The following is a 23,166-nucleotide window of genomic DNA, read 5'->3' on the forward strand; positions in this document are numbered from 1 at the left end:
GCGCGCCCAGTCAGTCGGTGAGGCGGGCCAGCGGGGCGCGCGCCGGCGCGAAGTGACAGGCAGTGGCGTGCCGGTGGTCGGCCGTCGGCTCGGTGGTCCGGCAGACCTCCCGCTCCGGGTGGACGAGCGGCCCGACCGGGCAACGCGGGTGGTAGCGGCACCCCGGCGGCGGGGCGTGCGGGTCGGCCGGCTCCGCGGCCGCCACCGCCGTCGGGGCCGGGTCGGCGGCGGTCGCGGCCGGCCGGGCGTGCGCCGAGTCGGGCACGGCCGCGAGCAGGTCCCGGGTGTAGGGGTGCTGCGGGTCGGCGAGCACCTGCTCGGCCGGCCCGTGCTCGACGATGCGGCCCAGGTACATGACGGCGATCTCGCTGGCCACGTACCGGACCACGGCCAGGTTGTGCGAGATGAACAGCATCGAGGTGCCCAGCTCCCGCTGCAGCCGGCGCACCAGGTTCAACACCGTGCCCTGGATGGAGACGTCGAGCGCGGAGGTGATCTCGTCGGCGACGACCACCGCGGGCCGGGCGGCCAGCGCCCGGGCCAGCGCGACCCGCTGGCGCTGGCCGCCCGACAGCTGACCGGGATGGGCGCCGGCCCGGGCCGGGTCCAGCTCGACCAGCTCCAGCAACCGGGCCACCTCGCGCCGCCGGTCGGCCGAGCCGGTCCCCCGCGGCACCGCCTCGGCGATGCTCTCCCCGATCGTCATCCGCGGGTCGAGCGAGGAGTACGGGTCCTGGAAGACCATCTGCACCGGCCGCGGGCCCGACCCGTGCCGGATCGGTTCCCCGTCGAGCAGGATCCGGCCCCCGGACAACGGCGTGAGCCCCACGGCCGCGCGGGCCAGTGTCGACTTGCCCGAGCCGGATTCCCCCACCAGCCCGACGACGGCGCCGTCCGGCACGGTGAGGCTGACCCGGTCGACGGCGGTCATCGCCCGCCGCCGGGAGCCGTACCGGACGCTGACGTCGTCGAACCGCAGTTCGCTCATGCCCGCTCCCCCAGGGAGACCGCGACGGGTGCCGCACCGGGGACGGCGAGGTCGGCGACCTCACCGGCGTGCCAGCAGGCCACCCGCCAGCCGGTCCCGTCGTCGGCGAGGGCCGGGTCCTCGACCGTGCACCGTGCCGAGGCGAGCGGGCAGCGGGGGGCGTAGGCGCAGCCCGGGGGCTGGTGCGCCGGGTCGACCGGCCGGCCGGGGATCACCGGCAGCGGTGAGTCCAGGTCGACGTGCATGTCGGGCACCGCGGCGACCAGTGCCCGGGTGTACGGGTGGCGGGCGGCGGTGCCGAGCTCGGCGGCGGGCAGGTCCTCCACCACCCGGCCGGCGTACATCACCAGCACGCGGTCGCAGACCTGGCCGACGACGGCGACGTCGTGGCTGATCAGCAGCAGCGCCACGCCGTCGGCGGCGCGCACGGCGGCCAGCAGGTCCAGCACCTGACGCTGCACGGTGACGTCCAGCGCGGTGGTCGGCTCGTCGGCGACGATCAACGTCGGTTCCCCCATCAGGCCCATGCCGATCATCGCCCGCTGCCGCATGCCGCCGGAGAACTCGTGCGGGTACTGGTGCGCGCGGCGCTCGGCCGCGGGGACGCGGACGGCGCGCAGCCGGTCGACGGCACGGCCCATCGCCTGCCGCCGGTTCATCCCCTGGTGCTCCTCGGCCACCTCGGCCAGCTGACGCCCGATCCGGCGGGTCGGGTTGAACGACGTCATCGGGTCCTGGAACACCATCGCGAACGCGGTGCCCAGCAACCGACGGTGGCTGCGCTCGGACCCGGTCAGCAGGTCGGTGCCCTGGAACTCCAGCCGGTCCGCGGTGACCTCGCCGGGCTGCTCGACCAGCCGGGCGATCGCCAGTGCGGTGAGCGACTTGCCCGAACCGGACTCCCCGACGACCCCGACCGCCTCGCCCCGGCCGATCCGGAAGCTCACCCCGCGGACCGGGCGCACCAGGCCACCGGGCCCCGGAAAGGTCACCGAGAGGTCCTGGACGTCGAGCACCGGCCGGCCGGCCGCCGGGCCGGGGTCGGTGGCCGGCGTGCCGTCGTCGGTGACCGGGGCCGGCACGGTGTCGGCCCGGGGGCCGCTGCGCACCGGGTACGCCCCGTTCACGGCGGCGGTCAGCCCGATGCCCTTGGCCACCGCCTCACCGAACAGGTTGAACGCGAGCCCGGCGACGACGATCGCGACGCCGGGGGCCAGCGCCGCCTCCGGGTGGATGTAGATGCCGCTGAGCCCGTCCTGCAGCAGCCGTCCCCAGTCGTAGCTGGGCGCCTGCACGCCCAGGCCGAGGAAGGACAGCCCGGTGAAGGCCAGCAGCGCGCCGCCGGCACCGATCGTCGCGTTCACCACCAGTGGCTCGCCGATGTTGGGCAGCACGTGCCGGACGAGCACCCGCACCCGGCCGACCCCGGCGATGCGGGCGGCGGAGACGAAGTCACGGTCGGCGATCCCGGCGGCCAGCGTGTGGGAGAGCCGGGCGAAGGAGGGGGCACCGGCGAAGCCGATGGCCAGCACCGCCCCGGTCGCCCCCACCCCGAAGACGACGGCGAAGAAGAGCGCCAGCAGCAGCCCGGGGAAGGCGACGGCGATGTCGACCGCTGCGGTCACCAGCCGCCCGGCGCGCCGGCCCAGGAGCAGGGGCGCGGTGCCCAGCAGCAACCCGAGGACCACCGCGATCAGCGTCGCCAGCAGCGCCAGGCCGATGGACAGCCGGGTGGCCACGAGCACCCGGGCGAACAGGTCGCGGCCCAGGGCATCGGTGCCGACCCAGTGCTCGCCGGAGGCGCCCTGCATCGCCGCGGTGGTGTCCACGGTGTCGGCCGCATCGGACCAGAACACCGGGCCGAACACCGCCAGCAGGAGCACCACGGTCAGCAGCAGGCCCGCGCCGGCGCCGACCGGGGTGCGGAGCACCGCGAGCCAGCGGGTGCCCGCCGCCGACCGTCGGGAGGGGGCGGCCGGCTGGTCGGCGTCGGTGGGCGGCACGGGTGCGATCGTCATCGGCTCAGCTCTCCCTGATGGCCGAGCGCGGGTCCAGCAGCGCGAGCACCACGTCGACGGTCAGGTTCACCAGCAGCACCCCGGCGCCGTAGACGAGCACGATGCCCTGCACCACGGAGTAGTCCTTGAGCAGGATCGAGGAGACGATCGTGCTGCCCAGGCCCGGCCAGGCGAAGACGTTCTCCACCAGCACCGTGCCGGCGACCAGCGCGCTGAGCAGCAGCCCGCCCAGCGTGATGGTCGAGGTCAGCGCGTTGGGCATGGCGTGCCGGAGGTAGATCTTCGGCGCCGGGAGGCGTTTGGCCCGGGCGGTGCGCACGTGGTCGGCCTGCAGCACCGACAGCATCTCCACCCGCAGGATCCGGGCCAGCGCCGCGGCCGGCCCGACGGCCAGGGCCAGCACCGGCAGGACGTAGGAGCTCGCGTCCTGCTGGCCCGCCACCGGCAGCCAGCCCAGCTGGACGCCGAAGACGTAGACCAGGCCGACGCCGAGCAGGAAGTCCGGGACCGCCCCGGCGACGACGCTCGCCGAGGAGAACGCCAGCTCGCGGCGGCGGGCCCGCCCACCCCGGGTCAGCACGCCCATCGCCACCCCGATCGGGACGGCCAGGACCACCACCACCAGGAACGCCAGCACCGCCAGCTGGGCCGTCGCCGGCAACCGCTGGGAGATCACCTGGGAGACCGGCAGCCGAGAGGTCAGCGACGTGCCGAGGTCGCCGGTGAACACGCCCTGCAGGTAGTGCACGTACTGCAGCCACAGCGGGTCGTCCAGACCGAGGGACGCCCGCCGGGCCGCCACCAGCGACGCCGGTGCGGTCGGCCCCAGCGCGGCCCGGACCGGGTCACCCGGGATCAGGTGGATCATCAGGAACGACGCGGTGACCAGCACCCACAGCGAGACGACGAACCGGCCGGCGCGCCGGGCGGCGAACCGCAGCCACGGGCTGTCGAGCGCCGCGTCCACCCCCCGGTGCCCCGCCGTCGCGCCGGTCGTTGCCGTCGCGCCGGTCGCCGTCGTCGTGCTCGTCACCGTCGCCCCCTCTCCGCCGTCCGCGTCGTCCGGGGCCGGGTCAGTCGACCATCCGGATGCTGGTCGGCTGGAGGACGTCGACGACCTCGAACTCCGCGCCGCTGCCGAAGAAGCTCACGTCCTGGTTGGCGAACGGGACGACGTCGGCGTCCCGGACCAGGGCGGCCTCCGCCTCCAGCCAGGTGTCGCAGCCCTCCGTGCCGATCATGGTCATCGCCTCGCCCACCAGCTGGGTGTAGTCGGGGTTGTCGATCGCGGCGAAGTTGTTGCCGTCGGGCACGGTCGGGCCGGACAGGAAGGGCACCATCTGGTCAGGGCTGCTGACGTTGACCGGGATCCAGGCGACCTCCCAGTCACCGGTGCCGAAGATGGTCTCGACCGCGGCGGTCTCGTCCTTCGGCGTCGTCGTCACCTCCGCGCCGAGCTCGGTCCAGGCTGCGACGACGAGCTCGGCGGCCGCGGAGCCGGGCGCGCCCAGCGCGCTGTCGTAGAGGAACGTCAGCTCCAGCCGCTGGCCGTCCTTGCTGCGCACGCCGTCGGCGCCGACCTGCCAGCCGGCCTCGTCGAGCAGTTGCTGCGCCGCCGCGAGGTCGTGCTCGGGCAGCGCGCCGGAGACCGAGTCGCCGGGGCAGGAGGCCGGTGCGGAGGCGGCGAACGTGGTGCCGGGTCCGCCACGGCCGGAGGTGAGCACCTCGGCCAGCTGGTCCAGGTCGACCGCCTGGGTCAGCGCCATCCGCACCGCCGGGTCGGCCGTGGGCCGGCCCTCGGCCTGGTGGAACCACATCTCGCCGAGCACCGCGGTCACGGTCGCGTCGAACAGGCCCTCCTCGGCCAGCCGCTCGGCGTCCGGGCCGAGGACCTGGGCGGCGTTGAGCCCCCCGGACAGCAGCAGGTTGGCCGAGGTCGTCTCGTTGCCGACGACCTGGGCCACGATCTCGTCGGGCATGCCCTCGGCGTCGGTGCTGGCGCCGCCGGGGCCCCAGGTGTACCCCTCGCGCAGGGTGTAGGTGTAGTGGTCGCTGGGAACAGCCTCGGTCAGCTCGTACGGCCCGGTGCCGAGGGTCTCCGAGGCCAGCTGGTCACGGTCCTCCAGCCCACCGGCGCAGACCATCGGGACGCCGGCCAGACCCTCCAGCACGAAGGGCGCGGGCCCGGCCAGGTCCATGGTCACGGTGTTGGTGGCGTCGTCCGCGGTGGCCTGGACGCCGACCGGTACGAAGACCCCGAGGAAGGGGCTCTGGTTGGCCGGGTCGGCGATCCAGTTGAGGTTCGCCGCCGCGTCGCTCGCGGTGAAGGGTGAGCCGTCGGAGCAGGTGACGTCGTCGCCGATGGTCAGGGTGACGGTCTCGGCATCGACCGTCCAGTCCTCTGCGATCCCCGAGACGACCTCCCCCTCGCTGTCGATGAACACCAGCGAGTCGTAGGCGAAGTGGCTGAGCTGGAAGAGGTCGCTGGCCGCCGAGGCCTGCGGGTCGAGGTTCCCCGGGTCGGAGGACAGCGCCATGGTGAAGGTGCCGCCGTCGACGACCTCACCGCTGCCGCCACCTCCGTCGTCTCCACCGCCGCACCCGGCGAGGAGGAGCGTGGCGGCGGAGACGCCGACGCCGGTCCGGATGAGCCTCATGGTGTGTCCTCTCCTGATGCGGCGATTGCGAGAAGGCTGCCGCGCGACAGCCGCAGGTTCTTCGTCCGGACGGACGAGGCCGACCGCACAGGCTCGTCGGGGGTGACGAGCCGACCGGGCGGTGTCATCCGGCGACCCGCGGGACGGCGCGGCCGATGTGCATGAACCGGGCGCGACCTGCGCCGTCGTCGCCGAGGAAGGCGAACGGCACGTGCAGGCCGGACTGGGCCTGCACCGGGATGAGCGTGTCCGGGGCGAAGGAGACCAGCTCGCTGCGCTCGGGCTGCTCGCCCAGGTCCAGGGCCTCGTCCTTGGGGAGCATCTCCAGCCAGATCCGGCCGTCGTCGTCCTGGCTGACGACCAGGTCGGCGACCCGACTGCTGTACGTGCCGACGTAGCGCGTCGCGTCGACCCGGGGCGGGTCGGCCGGCGGCACCGGCAGCTCCCGCAGCTGCACGTCGGCGAGCTCGCGCAGCACGTGCCCGACGACGTCGCGGTACAGCCCGTACGGGTCCCCGCCGTTGGTGAGCAGGACGACGGCGATGCCCCGCTCGGGCAGCACCCGGAGGAACGAGGCCTGGCCGATGGTGTTGCCGTCGTGGCCGACCACCGGGGTGCCGTGGCCGTCGAACAGCTCCCAGCCGAGCCCCCAGGCGTCGCCCATCACCCGGATGTCGGGCAGCCGCACCCGGCGCTCCTGCATCGCCGCCACCGTGCCGGCGTCCAGCACCGTCGACCCGTCGGGCGCCTTGCCGGCCTCCAGGTGCATCCGGGCGAAGGCGAGCAGGTCCCGCGGTCGCATCGCCAGCGTGGAGCCGGCCGGGGCGTTGGACCGGGCCATCGCCCACATCGGTGCCGGCACCTCCGGGGCGTCCGGCTCGGGGCGCACGTGGCCGACCGCCACCCGGTGCACGATCGCCTCGTAGGGGCTGGCCGCGGCGTGGGTGAGGCCCAGCGGGGTGAACAGGCGCTCGGCCAGGCACTCGTCGTAGGGCTTGCCGCGCAGCACCTCCACCAGCCGGCCGAGGACGCAGTAGCCGGCGTTGTTGTAGGAGAACTGCTCACCGGGCGGGAAGAGCTGCGCCAGGTCGCCCAGGCCGGCGACGTAGCGCTCCAGTGCGTCGTCGCCGCGGCCGGTGTCGGTGAAGACGTCACCCTCGAACCCGGCGGTGTGGCTGAGCAACTGCTCGACGGTGAGGGTGCGGGCAGCGTCCTCGTCGGCCAGCGTGAAGCCGGGCAGGTGAGCGCTGACCGGATCGGTCAGCGAGACCAGACCCTCGTCGACCAGCTGCATCACCAGGGTCGCCGTCCAGACCTTGGTGATCGAGCCGATCTGGAACAGCGCGTCCGGGGTCGCCGCCACCCCCGTCGCGGTGCTGAGCGACCCGGCGGCGGCGTCGACCACCTCGCCGTCGGCGAGCACTGCCACCCCGGCTGCCGGCACCTCGTGCGCGGCCAGCAGCGCCGGCAGGTGCTCGCGGATCCAGGCCCCGACCTCGTCCAGCTTCGTCATGCCGGCACGGTAGGAGTGCGCCGCGGCCGGTGGTTGGTGGCCGCGACCAGGCCTGGACCAGCGCGTTCGTGCGGCCACACGAAGAGACCCCGGTGGCCGGGGCGGGAGGCTGCGCCCATGGGCCGGACGTGACGGCCCGGGGCCCGATCGGACGGAGCAGCACGTGACGACGACGACCGCACGACCTGAGATCGACCAGGAGCACTGGCAGCAGCGGCTCGAGGAGCTGGCTGCCAAGCACCAGGTACCCGGCGCCAGCCTCGCCGTCCTGCGGCTGGGACCCGACGGCGACGAGCTCGTGGAGGCCGCCACCGGCGTGCTGAACAGGTCGACCGGCGTCGAGGTCACCACCGACTCGGTCTTCCAGATCGGCTCGATCACCAAGGTGTGGACCGTCACCCTGGTCATGCAGCTGGTCGACGAGGGGAAGCTGGACCTGGACGCCCCGCTGGTCGAGGTCCTGCCCGACCTGCAGCTGGGCGACCCCGAGGTCACCCGCCAGGTCACCATGCGGCACCTGCTCAACCACACCAGCGGCATCGACGGCGACGTCTTCACCGACACCGGCCGCGGCGACGACGTGCTGGAGCGCTACGTCGCCGCACTGGCCGACGTGGCGCAGAACCACCCGCTGGGCGCCACCTTCTCCTACTGCAACTCCGGGTTCACGCTGGCCGGCCGGGTGGTCGAGGTGCTCACCGGCCAGACCTGGGACGCCGCCCTGCGCGAGCGGGTGATCGAGCCGCTCGGGCTCACCCACACCTCCACGCTGCCGGAGGAGGCGATCCGGCACCGCGTGGCCGTCGGGCACATCACCCCCGACCCGGAGCAGGAGCCACAGGTGGCCCCGGTCTGGATGCTGCCCCGCTCGCTCGGCCCCGCCGGCCTCGTCAACGCCACGGCCCGCGACGTCACCGCCTTCGCCCGGATGCACCTGTCGGAGGGCCGGGCGACCGACGGCACCGCCGTGCTGTCGCCGGAGTCGACCGCCGCCATGCAGGCGCACTCCACCGACCTGCCCGACCGGTGGTCCCTCGGCGACTCCTGGGGCCTGGGCTGGATCCGGTTCGACTGGCAGGGTCAGCGGCTCTACGGCCACGACGGGACGACGTTCGGCCAGAACGCGTTCCTGCGGGTGCTGCCGGGCGCGGGGCTGGCGGTGGCCCTGCTGACCAACGGCGGCCAGCCCCGCGACCTCTTCCAGGACCTGTACAGCGAGGTGTTCGACGAGCTGGCCGGCGTGCGGGTCGCCGAGCAGCTGGAGCCACCGGCCGAGGCACCCGAGGTGGAGCTGACCCGCTACGTGGGCACCTACGAGCGCAGCTCGATCACCACCGAGGTGTTCGAGCGGGACGGCGGTCTGGTCATGCGGGTGATCCCCACCGGCCGCATCGCCGAGGAGTCGGGAGCGACCGTGGAGGAGATGGAGCTGCACCCGGTGGAGCAGGGGGTGTTCGCCACCCGGGCGCCGGAGTCCGAGACGTGGATGGCGGTCGTGTTCTACGCCCTGCCGAACGGCGCCGAGTACCTGCACTACGGGGTACGGGCGAACCCGCGGAAGGCCTGATGCCGACACCGGTGGCCGACCTGGTGCTGACCGGGGCCCGGGTCATCGACCCGGAGACCGGCCTGGACGGGGTGCGGGCGGTGGGGGTCACCGGGGGCACGATCACGCACGTCGCCGAGGTCGCGCCGCCGGCCCGGCAGGTCTGGGACGTGACCGGGACGGTGCTGGCGCCGGGCTTCGTCGACCTGCACAGCCACGCGCAGAGCATCACCGGGCTGCGGCTGCAGGCGCTGGACGGCGTGACCACCGCGCTGGAGCTGGAGGCCGGGGTGCTCCCGGTCGCCGGCGCGTACGCCCGGGCGGAGTCCGAGGGCCGGCCGGTGAACTTCGGGTTCTCCGCCTCCTGGACCGACGCCCGGATGCACGTGCTCGACGGCGTGCCGCTGGACGCCGACGGCTCGCTGGACCTCTTCGCCACCCACCAGTCGCTGCCGAACTGGCGGGGGCCGGCGAGCGACCGGGACGTCGGCCGCGTCCTGGAGCTGCTGGCCGACGGCGTCGGTGCGGGGGCGCTGGGCATCGGGGTGCTGGTCGGCTACGCCCCGGACAGCGGCCGGGCCGAGTACTTCCGGCTGGCCGGCCTCGCCGCCCGGCTGGGCGTGCCGACCTTCACCCACACCCGGTTCATCTCCACCGCCGAGCCCGGCACCTCGCTGGAGGGCGCCCTGGAGGTGATCGCCGCCGCGGCCGGCACCGGCGCGCACATGCACATGTGCCACGTGAACAGCACCTCGACCCGGATGATCGACGAGGTCGCCGGCGCGATCGACACCGCCCGCGGCCGCGGGGTCCGGGTCAGCACCGAGGCCTATCCCTACGGCGCCGGCGCCACGGTCATCGGCGCCGCGTTCCTCGCCCCTGAGCTGCTGCACCGGATGGGGATCGGCCCCCGGCAGCTGACCTACCTGCCGACCGGGGAGCGGGTGGCCGACGACCGCCGGCTGGCCCAGCTGCGGGCGACCGACCCGGGCGGCGGCGTGGTGGTGCACTTCCTCGACGAGGACGACCCGGCCGACCTCGCCGTCCTCGAGCGGTCGTTCACCCTCGCCGACACCGCGATCGCCACCGACGCGATGCCCCTGGTCGCCACCGACGCGATGCCCCTCGTCGGGCCGCGGGGCGCCCCGGCCCCGGACGCCTGGCCGCCCCGGTCGGACCTCGTCACCCACCCCCGCTCGGCCGGGTCCTACGCGCGCACGCTGCGCTGGCTGGTGCGGGAACGGGGCCTGCTCACCATGACCGAGGCGCTGCGCCGCTCGTCGCTGCTGCCGGCGCAGATCCTGGAGGGCGCAGTCCCGGCGATGCGGCGCAAGGGTCGGGTGCAGGTCGGCGCCGACGCCGACCTGGTGGTGTTCGACCCCGACACGGTCACCGACCACGCGACGTACACCCGGGTCGCGCCGTCCAGCGGCTTCCGGCACGTGCTGGTCGGCGGGACGCCGGTGGTCCGCGACGGGGAGCTGCGCACCGACGTGCTGCCCGGCCGCGCGGTGCGCTCGGGTGCGGCCTGACCGGTCCGGCCGGTCACGGAACGGCCGCGATGGAGCCCGGCACCGGCTGACCGGGCCCGTGGACGGGTAGGGCTGCCCGGTGACCCGCATCCGCGGCGCGCTCGTCGCCGTCGTCCTGACCGTGCTGTTCGGCACCACCGGCTGCGTCGTCTCCTCCTCCTCGTCCGGGTCCGACTCCCCGGTCGCCTCCTCCCCGGCACCGCAGTCGGCGCCGGCTGGAGACCCGGAGGCGCCGGCCGAGGAGCAGGTGGCCCGCGCGATCTTCGACCGGGTGAACGCCGAGCGGGAGACCCGCGGGCTGGAGCCCGTGGCCTGGAACGACGCCCTGGCCACGGTCGCCCGCGACTGGAGCACCGAGATGGCCGACACCGGGGAGTTCCAGCACCAGGACGTCCAGGCGGTGCTCCAGGAGGACGAGCTGGTCGGGTTCCGCGGGGTGGGCGAGAACATCTTCCAGTCGACCGGCCCGGTGCCCGCCGGGACGATCCACTCCGGCTGGATGCGCTCGGATGGCCACCGGGCCAACGTCCTCAACCCCGGCTGGGACCGGCTCGGGGTCGGCGTCGTCTGCGCCCCCGACGGCTCGGTGTGGGCGACCCAGATCTTCGGCCGGACGGCGGGTTCGGACCAGCCTGCGGTCGCCAGCACGACCCCGCCGGCCGAGCCGATCGCCCGCCCGGACGACGACGGACCGACCTGCTGACCCCGCCGCTGCCCGGGCCGGGATTGACCAGGCTCCCCGCTCGGGTACGTCACACCCCGATGACCCAGCCCGCCCTCCACCGCCTGCCCAGGGCCGTCCGATCGACGTCCGAGTCCGGCGACGGTGGACCGGTCACCTGCCCGGTGCCAGGCGCAGCCGGACACCGGGCAGGCTGGACCTGCGTCTCGGCTGGGATCGTGTCCCCTGCCGGGTCCCGCCGTGCTGCCGGTCGGGTACCGGTCGGCGCCGCGCCGGGCACCGCACCGGCCGCGAACGGAAGGGACGTGATCGTGCTGAGCACGGGACGCAGGAGCGCACGATGAGCCGCCGGACCAGGACCGTCGTCGGTCGGACCCCGCCACCGGCTGCCGGCCGAGAGGGCGGCGTCTCAGCGGTCGCCGGTGCAACCGACACCCGGCCGGTCCCCGAACCGCCGCCCACCGCCGCTACGGCCCCCGCCCCGCGTCCCGACGCACCGGTCGCGCCGGCTGTGATCGCCACGCCTGCCCAGGCACCGGGCCCGGCGTGGGCGAACGCCGTGCCGGGCTGGGCGTTGCGGGTGATGGCCGTGAGCGGGGCCACGCTGGCGGCGGCGGCCGTCGTCTGGCTGGGCTTCTGGCTGCTCTTCCGGCTGCCGATGCTCACCTTCGCCATCGCCGTCGCGGTGCTGCTGACCGCGCTGAGCGCGCCGGTCGCCGGACGACTGCGCCGGGCCGGCGCCCCGGCTGCGCTGTCGGCGCTGGCAGCCGTGCTGCTGCTGCTCGGTGTCCTGGCCGGCATCGGCTTCCTGATCGGCTTCCGGGCCGTCGCCACGCTGCAGGACCTGACCCGGCCGCTCGCCGCCGGCATCGACCGGATCCGGGTGTGGTTGATCGAAGGGCCCCTGCAGCTGAACGCACAGCAGGTCGCCGAGGTCCGCAACGACATCGTCACCCGGCTCTACGAGGCCACGCCGAGCCCCGGCGCCGGCGCACAGCTCGGCCTGGTCGCGCTGGGGGGTGTGGTCCTGATCGTCTTCCTGGTGTTCTTCCTGCTCAAGGACGGCGCCCGGATGTGGGCCTGGGCGCTGGACCGGGTGCCCGACCGCATGCGGGCTCGGGTCGACGGTGCCGGGCTCGCGGCCTGGGACACGCTGGCCGGCTACGTCCACGGGGTGATCATCGTGGCACTGATCGACGCCGTCGGGATCGGTCTGGCCCTGCTGCTGCTGGGTGTGCCGTTGTGGCTGTCGCTGACGTTGCTGACCTTCATCGGCGCGTTCGTCCCGATCGTGGGCGCGACCGTCAGCGGTGCGGTGGCCGTGCTGGTCACGCTCGTCACCAACGGGGTGACCGACGCGGTGATCGTGCTGGTCGTCGTGCTGGTGGTCCAGCAGGTCGAGGGAAACGTCCTGCAGCCGCTGATCATGGGCCGGGCGGTCCGGCTGCACCCGATCGTCATCCTGCTGGGGGTCACCGCCGGCGGCCTGATCGCCGGCATCCCCGGCGCCCTGCTGGCGGTCCCGATGCTGGCGGTGACCTACCGCGTGGTGGAGCACCTGCGGACCCATCCGGCACCCGCCTCGGACCTCGAGGGGGGCGCCCACCCGCTGCCGGTCAGCACTCCCCCGGGCTGACCCTGCCGCGAGGCCGCCCTCAGTCGACGGCCGCCCCGTCGAGCGGCTCGACCTGGTCGGCGGCGATGGCGATCTGCCCGTCCTCCCCGGCGAAGAAGGCCTCCGGGTCGTCGAAGATCACCGTCGGGGCGATCCCGAACTCGCGCTCGAAGGTCTCCCGGTCCACCGCCGTCGCCGTCCCGGAGACCCGGACGACGTCCTGGACCTGCAACGGTTGCACCGGGGTCGCCGACACCACCGCGACGGCCCGCCCGGAGCCGGTCGAGACGCGGAACGCGGTCCCGATGTCGGTGGTGGCGATCAGGCCGACGACCTCGGCCCGGACGGACACGTCCTCGCCCTCGGTGAACTGCGGAGTCGCCTCCGCGGGCGGTGAGGTCTCCGGGGCCGGAGCCCCGGGATCGGCGGTCGGTTCGGTCGCGCCGTCGGCCTCCAGCGCCTCGACCCGCCGCTCCAGCGCACTCACCTCGTCCCGCACGTCCTCGAGCTCCTCGGCCGTGACCTCTGGCTGCGGTTGATCGGGGTCCTGCCCGCAGCCGACGAGCGCTGCCGAGGCGAGGAGCACCACGCCGAGTGGGAGGGCGCGACGCCGCCAGCCGGGAACGGGCCCGCTCGGCAGGCGACGGGGGTATCTGGTCATCTCACTCCTCTGCTCGCCGGTGGCCGCCCGGGCCCGGGGGCATGGGGCTGGTCGCCGTCGCCGTCGCCCTACCCGGTCAGGGCAGCGTGTAGGCCGCCGGACGGATCTCCAGCCTGCCGTCCGTGGGATCCGCGGAGAACAGCAGGGCCCCCGACTGCAGGCTGCCCGGGGCGAGGTAGGAGAACGTGGCGGTCGCCTGCTGGACCTCGCTGCCGTCACGGGAGAGCACCCCGGTCACCTCGACCTGCTCGGCGGTCTGGCCGCCCTCGTTGACCACCTCGACGGGCACCGCCCAGCCGCCCTCGACCTGCTGCGCCTCCGTCACCGTGACCGACAGCTGGGGACCCCCGTCGCGCACGACGACGGCCTGGTGGGCGAGGAAGGCGAGCACCAGGAGGACCACCACGGCCCCGAGGGCGCCGAGCAGGTACTCGCCGCGGCTCGTGTCGCCGTCGGGGGTGCCGGTCTCGTCCTGGTCGTCGGCGTCGCTCACGTCGTCCTCACAGGATCAGCCGGGCGGCTGCCGCACCCAGGCTCGCCGGCAGCGCCAGGACGACGGCCTCGGTCACGGCCATGGCCGGACCCACCCCGTCGAACCGGCCGAAGGTCCACATCAGGTAGGCCGACACGACCAGCGCGATGACGTAGCCGACGACGGTCAGGGTGAGGAACGAGCGCAGCACCCCACCGACGGCCGGCTCCTGTCCCCGGAACCCCACCGAGTAGACGAAGCCGTGCATCAGGACCAGGCACAGGACGACGAGGGCCACCGGGTGCCAGGCGCCCATCTTTGCCGCCAGCAACACGACCTCCTCCGTGGGCGCGATGTTGGCCGCGAAGACGACCGCACCCGCCGCCATCAGGAGCAGCTCGCCGCCGTAGGTGGTGGTCGGGACCCGTCGGCCGCCGACACCCAGCTGGCTGCGCGCGAACGACGCGCCCACGGCGGCCGGGAGCATCTCCAAGCTGATGATCGACAAGGAGTCCTGCCAGCCCTGGACGGGCCTGATCACCGCGAGCACCCCGAGGACCAGCGCCGTCGCCACCGCGGCCATCACGAAGGCCACGCCCGCGTCGGCCAGGTAGCCGGGCCAGCCGACGCCGGGCATCCCGGCACCGAAGTGCTGGGAGAGGAAGACGACGAGCAGCACGGTCGCCGCGAGCAGCAGGCCGAGGCGGTACCTCGGGATGGACAGGCCGAGTTCCCAGATCTCCATGGTCATCAGCAGCGGCAGCGCGAACAGCAGGGCACCACCGAACGCACGGCCGCTGCTCTTGGCCAGCAGGTGCCCGTTCTCGGTCCGGGGTGGCGCCTGCTGGTCGACCCGATCCGCCACCCGGCCAACGTAGTCGGCTCCCCCGATGGCGAGGTCCGGGGGACGACCCTCGGGCGCCGAGGGCACGCACGTCGCGCCGCGCGCTCGCCGGCGCGCCTCCACGTCGATGCGGTGCTCTCCCGCCGCGACGACTACTCGTCCGGTTCCACCGTCGGGTCGACCGGCGCCACGGTGTCCTCGACCGGGGCGATGTCCTCGTTCTCGACCTCGTCGCCCGAGCAACCGGTGGCGCCCAGGGCGAACGCGCCCGCCATCAGGAGCGGGAAGAGCCGACGGCGGAGGCCGCCGTGCGGGCCGGGACGGTGGGTGCGCATGGCTGCCTCCGGGGGACGACCGGTCACGGACCCTGCTGGCTCTACCCGTCCACCGATCGGCCCATGCTCGCGGGTCGCTTGCACCCCACCGGCGGTCCCGGCGGTCCCGGGGGGCTGCCCGCGGTGCTGGCTCAGGTGCCGCGGGGTGCCAGCTCGTAGACCGGACCGACTTCCGTCCGGCTCGGGTCGGGGGTCTCGTGGACCAGGCTGGGCTCGCTGTTCATCAGCCGGTGCAGGGCCGCACGGGTCTCCTCCACGTCGAGGCCGGCCCGGCCGGCGATGTCCTGGAGATGCGGTGCCGAGCTGGCGTCCTCCAACTCGGCCACCACCCGGTACACCGTGGCGTCGTTCCCGGACAGGTCTTCCACCCGCATGGCGGTCCTCCTCGAGGTCGTTGCCCGGACGCGTCCTCAGTACGGTTGCTGTGCCGGAACTCGTGGGTGGCGCGCCTCCCCGGCCGGCTCGCGAACCGAGAAGAGGTGGCGACGCGGGTCGCCCTGCGCCTGACGGTCGGTGGAACGCCGAGAGGCGAGGCCCCCTCGCGGGACCTCGCCTCTCGGTCATCTCACGTCAGCGCTGGTGCGGACGGTCATCTGTTCGTGACTGCGTCGAGCGCCACTGCTGACGACGTCGCGCACCGGCCCCGATGGAGCCGTGCACCGGTTGCGACAGCTGTCGTCAGCTGCAGCCGCTGGTGGAGCCACAGCCCTCGCAGACGTAGCAGCTGCCGGCGGGGCGCATCTTCGTACCGCAGGTCATGCACAGCGGCGCGTCGGTGGCGGTGCCGGTGACCAGCTCGAGCAGCTCGGCCGAGGAGTGGGCCTCCTTGATCGACGTCGGGCCGGCCGGGGTGACCTTCTCCTCCACCTTGGCGGTCTCGATCGGCGCGGAGCCGCGCAGCTGCTCCAGGTCGACGTCGTCCTCCTCGACCGCGGGGGTCGAGGCCGAGGTGCCGTAGGAGCCGGCGACCTGGGCCGAGCGCTCCTCGGCGGTGAAGATGCCCAGGTTCGCCCGCTTCTCCACCGGCAGGTGGTCCAGCGCCAGCCGACGGAAGATGTAGTCCATCACCGACTGGGCGATCCGGATGTCCGGGTCGTCGGTCATGCCGGCCGGCTCGAACCGCATGTTCGTGAACTTCTGGATGTAGGTCTCCAGCGGCACCCCGTGCTGCAGGGCCAGGGAGATCCCGATCGAGAAGGCGTCCATGACACCGGCCAGGGTCGACCCCTGCTTGCCGAGCTTCAGGAAGACCTCGCCCAGGCTGCCGTCCTCGTACATCCCGGCGGTCATGTAGCCCTCGGCGCCGGCGACGCTGAACGACGTGGTGACGCTGGTCCGCTTCTTCGGGAGCCGCTTGCGCACCGGGTGCGACAGCGCGGTGGCCGGGGCGGCCTCGACGACGGGCGCCTCGTCCTTGGTGCCGTCGTTCTTGCCCTTGCCACCGGACAGCGGCTGGCCCACCTTGCAGTTGTCGCGGTAGATGGCCAGCGCCTTGATGCCCATCTTCCAGCCCTGGAAGTAGATGTCCGCGACCTCCTCCACGGTCGCCGACTCGGGCATGTTCACCGTCTTGCTGATCGCGCCGGAGATGAACGGCTGCACCGCGGCCATCATGCGGACGTGGCCCATCGGGGAGATGGACCGCTCGCCCATCGCGCAGTCGAACACCTCGTAGTGCTCCGGGCGCAGGCTCGGGGCGTCGACGACGTGGCCGTGCTCGGCGATGTACTCGACGATCGCCTCGACCTGCTCCTCCTGGTAACCCAGGCTCTTCAGCGCCCGCGGGACCGTCTGGTTGACGATCTGCATCGAGCCGCCGCCGACCAGCTTCTTGAACTTGACCAGCGAGAAGTCCGGCTCGATGCCGGTCGTGTCGCAGTCCATCATGAAGCCGATCGTGCCGGTGGGGGCCAGCACCGAGGCCTGAGCGTTGCGCCAGCCGTTCTCGGTGCCGATGGTCAGGCACTCCTGCCACTCGGCGGTCGCGGCCTTGAGCACGTCGGCGTCGTCGGCCCCGACCGGGCGGATCGCGTCGTTGGCGGCAGCGTGCTTCCGCATGACCCGGGCGTGGGCGTCGGCGTTGCGGGCGTAGCCCTCATAGGCCCCGACGACCCCGGCCAGCTCGGCCGAGCGACGGTAGGCGGTACCGGTCATCAGCGAGGTGATGGCGGCGGCCAGCGACTGCCCGCCGCGGGAGTCGTAAGCGTGGCCGGTGGCCATGAGCATCGCGCCGAGGTTGGCGTAGCCGATGCCCAGCTGACGGTAGGCGCGGGTGGTCTCGCCGATCGGGGCGGTCGGGAAGTCGGCGAAGCAGATCGAGATGTCCATCGCGGTGATGATCAGCTCGACGGACTTCACGAAGTTCCTGGAGTCGAACGTGCCGTCGTCCTTGAGGAACTTCATGAGGTTCAGCGACGCCAGGTTGCACGAGCTGTTGTCCAGGCTCATGTACTCCGAGCACGGGTTCGAGGCGTTGATCCGCCCCGTCTCGGGGTTGGTGTGCCAGTCGTTGATGGTGTCGTCGTACTGGATGCCCGGGTCGGCGCACTCCCAGGCCGCCTTGGTGACCTTGCCGAACAGCTCACGGGCGTCGACGGTCTCGATGACCCGGTTGTCCTCACGGGCCCGCAGCCCGAACTCGGTGCCCTCCTCGACCGCGCGCATGAACTCGTCGTTGACCCGGACGGAGTTGTTGGCGTTCTGGTACTGGACGCTGGTGATGTCCTTGCCACCGAGGTCCATGTCGTACCCGGCGTCCCGCAGCGCGCGGATCTTGTCCTCCTCGCGCGCCTTGGTGTCGATGAACTCCTCGATGTCGGGGTGGTCGATGTCGAGGACGACCATCTTCGCCGCCCGGCGGGTGGCGCCACCGGACTTGATGGTGCCCGCCGAGGCGTCGGCCCCGCGCATGAAGGAGACCGGCCCGGACGCGGTGCCACCGGAGGAGAGCAGCTCCTTGGAGGAGCGGATGCGAGAGAGGTTCAGGCCGGCGCCGGAGCCGCCCTTGAAGATCAGGCCCTCTTCCCGGTACCAGTTCAGGATCGAGTCCATCGTGTCGTCGACGGCGAGGATGAAGCAGGCGCTGACCTGCTGCGGGGAGGCCGTGCCCACGTTGAACCAGACCGGCGAGTTGAAGCTGAACACCTGGTGCAGCAGCATCCAGGTCAGCTCGTGCTCGAAGACCTCGGCGTCGCCCTCGCTGGCGAAGTAGTCGTGCTCGCGGCCGGCCGCACCGTAGGTCAGGACGACCCGGTCGATGAGCTGGCGCAGGCTCGTCTCGCGCTGAGGGCTGCCGACCGCGCCACGGAAGTACTTGGTGGTCACGATGTTGGTGGCGTTGATGCTCCACTCGGCCGGGAACTCGACCCCGCGCTGCTCGAAGTTGATCGAGCCGTCCCGCCAGTTGGTCATGACGACGTCGCGGCGCTCCCACACGACCTCGTCGTAGGGGTGCACACCCGCAGTGGTGAAGACGCGCTTGACCTTCAGGCCCTTCCCCCGGCTGGGGGCCTTGGGAGTGCGGCGGTTCCGGCTGGTGGTGAGGCGGTCGGCTGTCTCGGTCATCGTGCGAGGGCTCCCTGGGTCGGACTGGTGCGGTGGTGCGGGCGGAGCGGCTGGGGAAGCCGGCGGGTGCCGGAGCCGGGTGGTGCGGTCTCCTCGTCGAGACCTGTCTAGCGGAGGGGTCGGACAGTTCTCACGGGCCGGCGGCGTTGCCGGTGTCGGCCGGCCGCGGACGCTCGGCAGCCCGTCGGCGGGGGCTCCCGCCCGCGGGGATCTCCTGGTCGTCACCGACGCCGCCCGGCTCAGCGGACCGCCCGTCACCGGCGTCGACGGCGCCGCGGGCCGGTGCGGCCCGGAGCTCGGCGATCTCCTTCTCGAAGTCGGCGACCGAGGAGAAGCTGCGGTAGACGCTGGCGAAGCGCAGGTAGGCCACCTCGTCGAGGTCGCGCAGCGGTCCGAGGATGGCGAGACCGACCTCGTTGCTGGGGATCTCGGCGCAGCCGGTGGCCCGCACCGCGTCCTCGACCTGCTGGGCCAGCAGCGCCAGCTGGTCCTCGTCCACGGGACGTCCCTGACAGGCCCGCCGCACACCGGCGACGACCTTCCCCCGGGCGAAGGGCTCGCTGACGCCGCTGCGCTTCACGACGGCGAGGACGGCCTCCTCCACGGTGGTGAAGCGGCGCCCACATCCCGGGCAGGAGCGTCGACGGCGGGTGGTCGCCCCCTCGTCGGTCTCCCGCGAGTCGATCACCCGGCTGTCGGGGTTGTGGCAGAAGGGGCATCGCATGCCGACTTCCTCCTTCCCGAGGTGTCGCGAGGGCTCTCGTCGCGGCGTCGTGACACCGTGACCGGGCCCGACCCGATGGCCGTGCTGTGGACTGCGCCGGGGACATCCGGTGGATGCGCCGGGGACAACGTGTGGAACGGCTGTGGATGGGGCTTACAGCTCTGTAACTACTAGATGTTGTGGTGGAACCGTACGACCACCCCCACAGGTGTGCAAGCCCCGGGGTGCGTGTCGTCTTCCGCAACTGCCCCGGACGCCCCTCGGGGCCCCTCTCGCCACAGCCATCGCCGCCGGAACAGCCTGCCCACCAAGGCACGGGGCGCCCCGGAGACGGCCGAGCCGGAGCACTCAGGGACGACGGACGGCCGCCACCCTCACCACCCGCCGTCGTGCACACCTGCACCAAGCAGCCCGATCAGGGCAGCTCGAGCACCTGGCCGGGGACGAGGTCGACGTCGGAGAGGCCGTTCACGTCGAGGAGCGCGTCGACGACGGCGCGCCGGTCCTCCTCCGGGGCGATCTCCCCTGCGATGGACCACAGGGTGTCCCCGGACTGGACGACGATCGTCGCTGAGCCGGCCAGCTCCAGGCCCCCTCCGGCACCGCCGGACTCGATCGCGATCGTCGCCGCGGCGACGGACACCCCGAAGGCGATGGACAGCCCGGCGATCACCCGCCGCCCGCGCCGGGTCAGGCGCAGTGGCGCCGACCCACCCGACTCCGCCGACACCCCGCCGCCTGCCTGCCGCACACGACCGCCGCGACCCGTCGAGCCACCGTCCACGACACCGACCCGGCGGCCCGGGCACCCGTCGTCGCGCCCGACGTCAAGCCGGAGCACCACCGGCAGTGCCGGGCGAGGCGCCCGCGACAGCCGCACGGGCGGACCCTGCACCGGGGGGCCGGACGAGGGCGCCACCTGACCCGCCCCCGGGAACGGGAGCACGACCGCCATCGAGGCCGGGGCGGCGACGGGGCGCTCGAGCTGCGGAATGGCCATCGGGGTGCTCCAGGGGTCTCGGTGCCGGGCTCATCGAACGCACGTTCGATTCGAACGTGTGTGCGATGTCTACCGCACACCTCCGACAGGAACACGCCGACACGACGACTTCTTCGAACACCTGTTTGAACGCGGGCGTCCGAGGCGATACGGTTCGAGGCGATCGAGGACGGCGTCCACGGTCCGGCTCGCCGTGGTGACACGGCTGTCGGCACGGCAGGGCGCCACCGGGAACTGCTGCCCAGGCAGCCGGACGAGGAGGACACATGGCGGTCGACGGCCCGAAGGTGCGCGGCGGCAAGAGCCCTTCGCGTGGAGCCGCCGACTCGGCACCCGCCGACGGCGCAGCACCGACGGCCGCCGCGGGGGCGGGTGCCGCGGTGCGGGAGTTCCCCGACCGAGCTGCGGACGGCGACGGTCTGACCCAGCGGCAGCGACGGGTGCTCGAGGTCATCCGCGACTCCATCGAGCGCCGTGGCTACCCGCCCTCGGTGCGCGAGATCGGAGAGGCGGTCGGCCTCTCCTCCGCCTCGTCGGTGGCCCACCAGCTGTCGGTGCTGCAGCGCAAGGGGTGGCTGCGCCGTGACCCCAACCGGCCCCGAGCCCTCGACGTGCGCCTGCCCGGCGACGGCAGCGCCACGGCGACGAACGAGGCCGCCGCGGCACTGGCCGGATCCGGAGCGAGCAGCGGTGTCGACGACGCCTCGGCTCCCCGACCCACGTACGTGCCCCTCGTCGGGCGGATCGCCGCCGGTGGTCCGGTGCTGGCCGAGCAGGCCGTCGAGGACGTCTTCCCGCTCCCCCGGGAACTGGTCGGCGACGGCACCCTCTTCATGCTGAAGGTGGCGGGTGACTCGATGGTCGATGCGGCGATCTGCGACGGCGACTGGGTCGTCGTCCGGCAGCAGCCGACCGCGGAGAACGGCGAGATCGTCGCCGCGATGATCGACGGCGAGGCGACGGTGAAGACCTACAAGCGGCGCGACGGGCACGTGTGGCTGCTGCCGCACAACGCCGCCTACGAGCCGATCCCGGGCGATGACGCCACGGTCCTCGGCCGGGTAGTCACGGTGCTGCGCCGGGTCTGAGCTCTGCCGGGCGCGCCGGGTTCGCCGTGCGACCCGGCGCTCATCGCACCCGGCTCGTCATCAGCCCGAGTCGTCATCCGTTCCGGTGGGGTGTGCGAGCCAGACGCTGATCAGGCCGGGTGCCGCCGGATCTTGCCGCCGATCCACACCAGCACGGTGGCCACGACTGCGGCGATGACGCCGGCGGTGAGCGGGGCGACCCCACCGGCGGTGGCCAGCGACCCGGCAGCGGCCTCGGTGGCCGCCGCCGGTGGCGGCGCCGCCAGGTCACCGGCGGCCGGCACCAGGGTCACCGCCCCGGGCAGCCCTTCCCCGGCGACGAGCAGGTCCCGGTCGTTGGCCGCGAAGGCGATGGCCTCCCCCTGGGGGGCTTCCGGGAGTGGAACGCGCACCGGGGGGCCGGCCAACGCCCCGGCGACGTCCGAACCGCTCAACGGCCAGATGTAGGCGTCGGTGTAGGTGCGCAGGGCGATCCGTGAGCCGTCGGCGGACACCGCGCCACCGGTGACCAGCAACTGGCCGGCCCGGCCCACGGGACCGCCCGGCGTGCCGGTCAACGTGAACCCGAGCCCCGCCACCTTGCTCATCGGCACGGTGGCCCCGTCGGCGAGGGGCGCATCGGGCCGGTACACGGAGCTGGCGCCGAGCACCTCCTTGGTCACCAGGTACGGGGTGCCGTCGGGCGCGAGCAGCAGCGCCTCCGCGTCGCGCGGGCCGTCGGGATAGGTCAACCTGCTCAGCAGGGTGGTCCCGTCGGGGCGAAGGCCGATCAGCGCGACCGTCTCGCGGCTCTGCGCGTTGTCCCCGATGTCGGCCAACCAGATGGTGCCGTCCGCGGCGAGGGCGAGGTCCTCGGGGTCGTAGGGGTCGACCTCCGCGGTGCGCACCTCACCCACCGTGCAGGCCCCGTCGAGCACGAGCACCTCGGCGCGGTCGCCGCCGTCGTTCATCGCGAGCATCGCCTCGCCGGCGCTGGCCAGGCCGGAGAGCTCAGGGAGCCGCGGGTCGGTGATCTCGCACCGGGTGACCGGCTCGCCGAAGGGGGCGACAGCGTCGTCGGCGGCCGCCGACCCGGCGGAGACCAACGCGACCAGCAGGCCGAGGGGCGCGCCGAGGACGGCACCGGCCGCCCTGCGGCGGGTGGCGCGGCTACGCCTGCGATCGGCCGGCTCTGGCACGAACCCAGCGTGACAGCCCGACAGCGTCGAGTCCGTGAACCACGCCCAACAGCAGGATCCCGACCGACAGCCCGACCACGGCATCGGTGACCCAGTGGAAGTCCAGCGCCACCATGGCCACACCTGTTGCCACCGGCCCCAGCACGCTGAGCACCCAGGTGGCCCGCTGCACTGCCGGTGGCAGGCCGAACTCCACGGCCTGCCACCGGGCCACCCCCCACATCAGGACGGCGTTCGCCACGTGCCCCGAGGGGTAGCTGGCACCGTCCAGGTGGAAGAACGACCCGGGGAACGCCGGGGCCGTGCGACCGGTGCCCCACTTGAACGCGTAGACCACGGTGGTGAGCAGGGCGAGCGCGACGACCACCCGGACCAGGGGCACCAGCGTCCGCTGCCGCACGGCCAACCAGCCGACCAGGCCGGCCAGGACGACGAGGATCGTCACCCGGCCGCCGATCTGGGTGACGACCCAGATCGGCCAATAGGCCCAGGAGTCCCGGAGCGCCCAGACGCTGGTCACCTCGGAGACCCGCAGGTCCATCCGCTCCAGCCACCCGCGGCCGAGCAGGTTGACGGTCACCCCGACGGTGACGAGGGCGGCGAGGACGAGCAGCCACCACGGCGGCCGGCCCACCCCGATGACCGGCGCAGCCGGTCGGCCACCGGTGGCCGCCGGCCGGTCCACCGCTCCCCTGGTCACCGCCTCACGGTACCGGGGCGCCGTGACCTGCTCGTGATCCGACGAGCCT

The 23,166-nt window shown here is 73.5% G+C and carries 20 protein-coding genes; 5 read left to right on the forward strand and 15 right to left on the reverse strand.

Going from position 1 to position 23,166, the window contains the following annotated elements; all coding sequences use genetic code 11:
• Positions 1–10: 10 nt before the first annotated feature.
• From O2W20_RS21135 to O2W20_RS21155, 5 genes are all read right to left on the reverse strand, one after another.
• Complete coding sequence (locus O2W20_RS21135; protein WP_269173597.1) at positions 11–988, reverse strand: ABC transporter ATP-binding protein; 978 nt, start codon at positions 986–988, stop codon at positions 11–13.
• Positions 985–3,006 (reverse strand): dipeptide/oligopeptide/nickel ABC transporter permease/ATP-binding protein, encoded by a 2,022-nt coding sequence (locus tag O2W20_RS21140; protein ID WP_269173598.1) that lies wholly within the window; start codon positions 3,004–3,006, stop codon positions 985–987. Before O2W20_RS21140 ends, O2W20_RS21135 begins: the two co-directional genes overlap by 4 nt.
• 4 nt (positions 3,007–3,010) lie before the next feature.
• Positions 3,011–4,039 carry an ABC transporter permease gene (locus O2W20_RS21145; RefSeq protein WP_269173599.1) on the reverse strand — a complete coding sequence of 343 codons (1,029 nt, stop codon included), beginning with the start codon at positions 4,037–4,039 and terminating at the stop codon, positions 3,011–3,013.
• A 40-nt stretch (positions 4,040–4,079) separates the two neighbouring features.
• Complete coding sequence (locus O2W20_RS21150) at positions 4,080–5,663, reverse strand: ABC transporter substrate-binding protein (RefSeq protein ID WP_269173600.1); 1,584 nt, start codon at positions 5,661–5,663, stop codon at positions 4,080–4,082.
• Between the two features lie 124 nt (positions 5,664–5,787).
• Positions 5,788–7,176 (reverse strand): serine hydrolase domain-containing protein, encoded by a 1,389-nt coding sequence (locus O2W20_RS21155; protein ID WP_269173601.1) that lies wholly within the window; start codon positions 7,174–7,176, stop codon positions 5,788–5,790.
• Between the two features lie 163 nt (positions 7,177–7,339).
• Between O2W20_RS21155 and O2W20_RS21160 the strand changes: the two genes are divergently transcribed.
• From O2W20_RS21160 to O2W20_RS21175, 4 genes are all read left to right on the forward strand, one after another.
• Positions 7,340–8,743: a serine hydrolase domain-containing protein gene (locus O2W20_RS21160; protein ID WP_269173602.1), complete on the forward strand. Its 1,404-nt coding sequence runs from the start codon at positions 7,340–7,342 to the stop codon at positions 8,741–8,743.
• Complete coding sequence (locus O2W20_RS21165) at positions 8,743–10,254, forward strand: amidohydrolase family protein (protein ID WP_269173603.1); 1,512 nt, start codon at positions 8,743–8,745, stop codon at positions 10,252–10,254. Before O2W20_RS21160 ends, O2W20_RS21165 begins: the two co-directional genes overlap by 1 nt.
• Positions 10,255–10,333: 79 nt before the next feature.
• The gene (locus O2W20_RS21170) at positions 10,334–10,957 is read left to right on the forward strand and encodes a CAP domain-containing protein (protein ID WP_269173604.1); all 624 of its coding nucleotides are present in this window, start codon (positions 10,334–10,336) and stop codon (positions 10,955–10,957) included.
• Positions 10,958–11,447: 490 nt separating this feature from the next.
• On the forward strand, positions 11,448–12,572 hold the full coding sequence (locus tag O2W20_RS21175) for an AI-2E family transporter (RefSeq protein ID WP_269173605.1): 1,125 nt from the start codon (positions 11,448–11,450) through the stop codon (positions 12,570–12,572).
• 19 nt (positions 12,573–12,591) lie between these two features.
• Here O2W20_RS21175 and O2W20_RS21180 read toward each other — a convergent pair whose 3' ends face one another.
• The 8 genes from O2W20_RS21180 to O2W20_RS21215 all read right to left on the reverse strand — a co-directional run bounded on the left by O2W20_RS21180 (position 12,592) and on the right by O2W20_RS21215 (position 20,151).
• A complete protein-coding gene (locus tag O2W20_RS21180) occupies positions 12,592–13,212 on the reverse strand; it encodes a hypothetical protein (RefSeq protein ID WP_269173606.1) in 621 nt (206 codons plus the stop codon).
• 76 nt (positions 13,213–13,288) lie between these two features.
• The gene (locus O2W20_RS21185; RefSeq protein ID WP_269173607.1) at positions 13,289–13,705 is read right to left on the reverse strand and encodes a hypothetical protein; all 417 of its coding nucleotides are present in this window, start codon (positions 13,703–13,705) and stop codon (positions 13,289–13,291) included.
• 7 nt (positions 13,706–13,712) lie between these two features.
• Positions 13,713–14,549: a TIGR02587 family membrane protein gene (locus O2W20_RS21190; protein ID WP_269173608.1), complete on the reverse strand. Its 837-nt coding sequence runs from the start codon at positions 14,547–14,549 to the stop codon at positions 13,713–13,715.
• A 131-nt stretch (positions 14,550–14,680) separates the two neighbouring features.
• Entirely contained in the window at positions 14,681–14,890 is a 210-nt protein-coding gene (locus tag O2W20_RS21195; protein WP_269173609.1) for a hypothetical protein, read from the reverse strand.
• A gap of 104 nt (positions 14,891–14,994) precedes the next feature.
• Entirely contained in the window at positions 14,995–15,237 is a 243-nt protein-coding gene (locus tag O2W20_RS21200; protein ID WP_269173610.1) for a hypothetical protein, read from the reverse strand.
• A gap of 304 nt (positions 15,238–15,541) precedes the next feature.
• Entirely contained in the window at positions 15,542–18,427 is a 2,886-nt protein-coding gene (locus tag O2W20_RS21205) for a vitamin B12-dependent ribonucleotide reductase (protein ID WP_269173611.1), read from the reverse strand.
• A gap of 130 nt (positions 18,428–18,557) precedes the next feature.
• Positions 18,558–19,151, reverse strand: a complete 594-nt coding sequence (gene nrdR / locus O2W20_RS21210) for a transcriptional regulator NrdR (RefSeq protein WP_269173612.1) — start codon at positions 19,149–19,151, stop codon at positions 18,558–18,560.
• A 415-nt stretch (positions 19,152–19,566) separates the two neighbouring features.
• Positions 19,567–20,151, reverse strand: coding sequence for a LysM peptidoglycan-binding domain-containing protein (locus O2W20_RS21215; RefSeq protein ID WP_269173613.1), 585 nt, complete (start codon positions 20,149–20,151; stop codon positions 19,567–19,569).
• A gap of 266 nt (positions 20,152–20,417) precedes the next feature.
• Here O2W20_RS21215 and lexA point away from each other — a divergent pair, with 266 nt between their 5' ends.
• Positions 20,418–21,239, forward strand: coding sequence for a transcriptional repressor LexA (lexA, locus tag O2W20_RS21220; protein ID WP_269173614.1), 822 nt, complete (start codon positions 20,418–20,420; stop codon positions 21,237–21,239).
• A 110-nt stretch (positions 21,240–21,349) separates the two neighbouring features.
• On the opposite strand, the gene O2W20_RS21225 is transcribed toward lexA, so the two are convergent.
• Positions 21,350–22,417 (reverse strand): hypothetical protein, encoded by a 1,068-nt coding sequence (locus O2W20_RS21225; RefSeq protein ID WP_269173615.1) that lies wholly within the window; start codon positions 22,415–22,417, stop codon positions 21,350–21,352.
• Complete coding sequence (locus O2W20_RS21230; RefSeq protein ID WP_269173616.1) at positions 22,389–23,117, reverse strand: phosphatase PAP2 family protein; 729 nt, start codon at positions 23,115–23,117, stop codon at positions 22,389–22,391. Before O2W20_RS21230 ends, O2W20_RS21225 begins: the two co-directional genes overlap by 29 nt.
• Between the last annotated feature and the right edge of the window lie 49 nt (positions 23,118–23,166).

It is taken from the genome of Modestobacter sp. VKM Ac-2982 (assembly GCF_026967935.1).
In the GTDB taxonomy this organism is placed as follows: Bacteria; Actinomycetota; Actinomycetes; order Mycobacteriales; family Geodermatophilaceae; genus Modestobacter.

Coding starts and splice junctions, on each gene's coding strand:
- O2W20_RS21180 (WP_269173606.1), bottom strand. CDS start 13,212: ATGACCAGATACCCCCGTCGCCTGCCGAGCGGGCCCGTTCCCGGCTGG.
- O2W20_RS21165 (WP_269173603.1), top strand. CDS start 8,743: ATGCCGACACCGGTGGCCGACCTGGTGCTGACCGGGGCCCGGGTCATC.
- O2W20_RS21150 (WP_269173600.1), bottom strand. CDS start 5,663: ATGAGGCTCATCCGGACCGGCGTCGGCGTCTCCGCCGCCACGCTCCTC.
- O2W20_RS21200 (WP_269173610.1), bottom strand. CDS start 15,237: ATGCGGGTGGAAGACCTGTCCGGGAACGACGCCACGGTGTACCGGGTG.
- O2W20_RS21140 (WP_269173598.1), bottom strand. CDS start 3,006: ATGACGATCGCACCCGTGCCGCCCACCGACGCCGACCAGCCGGCCGCC.
- O2W20_RS21135 (WP_269173597.1), bottom strand. CDS start 988: ATGAGCGAACTGCGGTTCGACGACGTCAGCGTCCGGTACGGCTCCCGG.
- lexA (WP_269173614.1), top strand. CDS start 20,418: ATGGCGGTCGACGGCCCGAAGGTGCGCGGCGGCAAGAGCCCTTCGCGT.
- O2W20_RS21155 (WP_269173601.1), bottom strand. CDS start 7,176: ATGACGAAGCTGGACGAGGTCGGGGCCTGGATCCGCGAGCACCTGCCG.
- O2W20_RS21215 (WP_269173613.1), bottom strand. CDS start 20,151: ATGGCCATTCCGCAGCTCGAGCGCCCCGTCGCCGCCCCGGCCTCGATG.
- nrdR (WP_269173612.1), bottom strand. CDS start 19,151: ATGCGATGCCCCTTCTGCCACAACCCCGACAGCCGGGTGATCGACTCG.
- O2W20_RS21205 (WP_269173611.1), bottom strand. CDS start 18,427: ATGACCGAGACAGCCGACCGCCTCACCACCAGCCGGAACCGCCGCACT.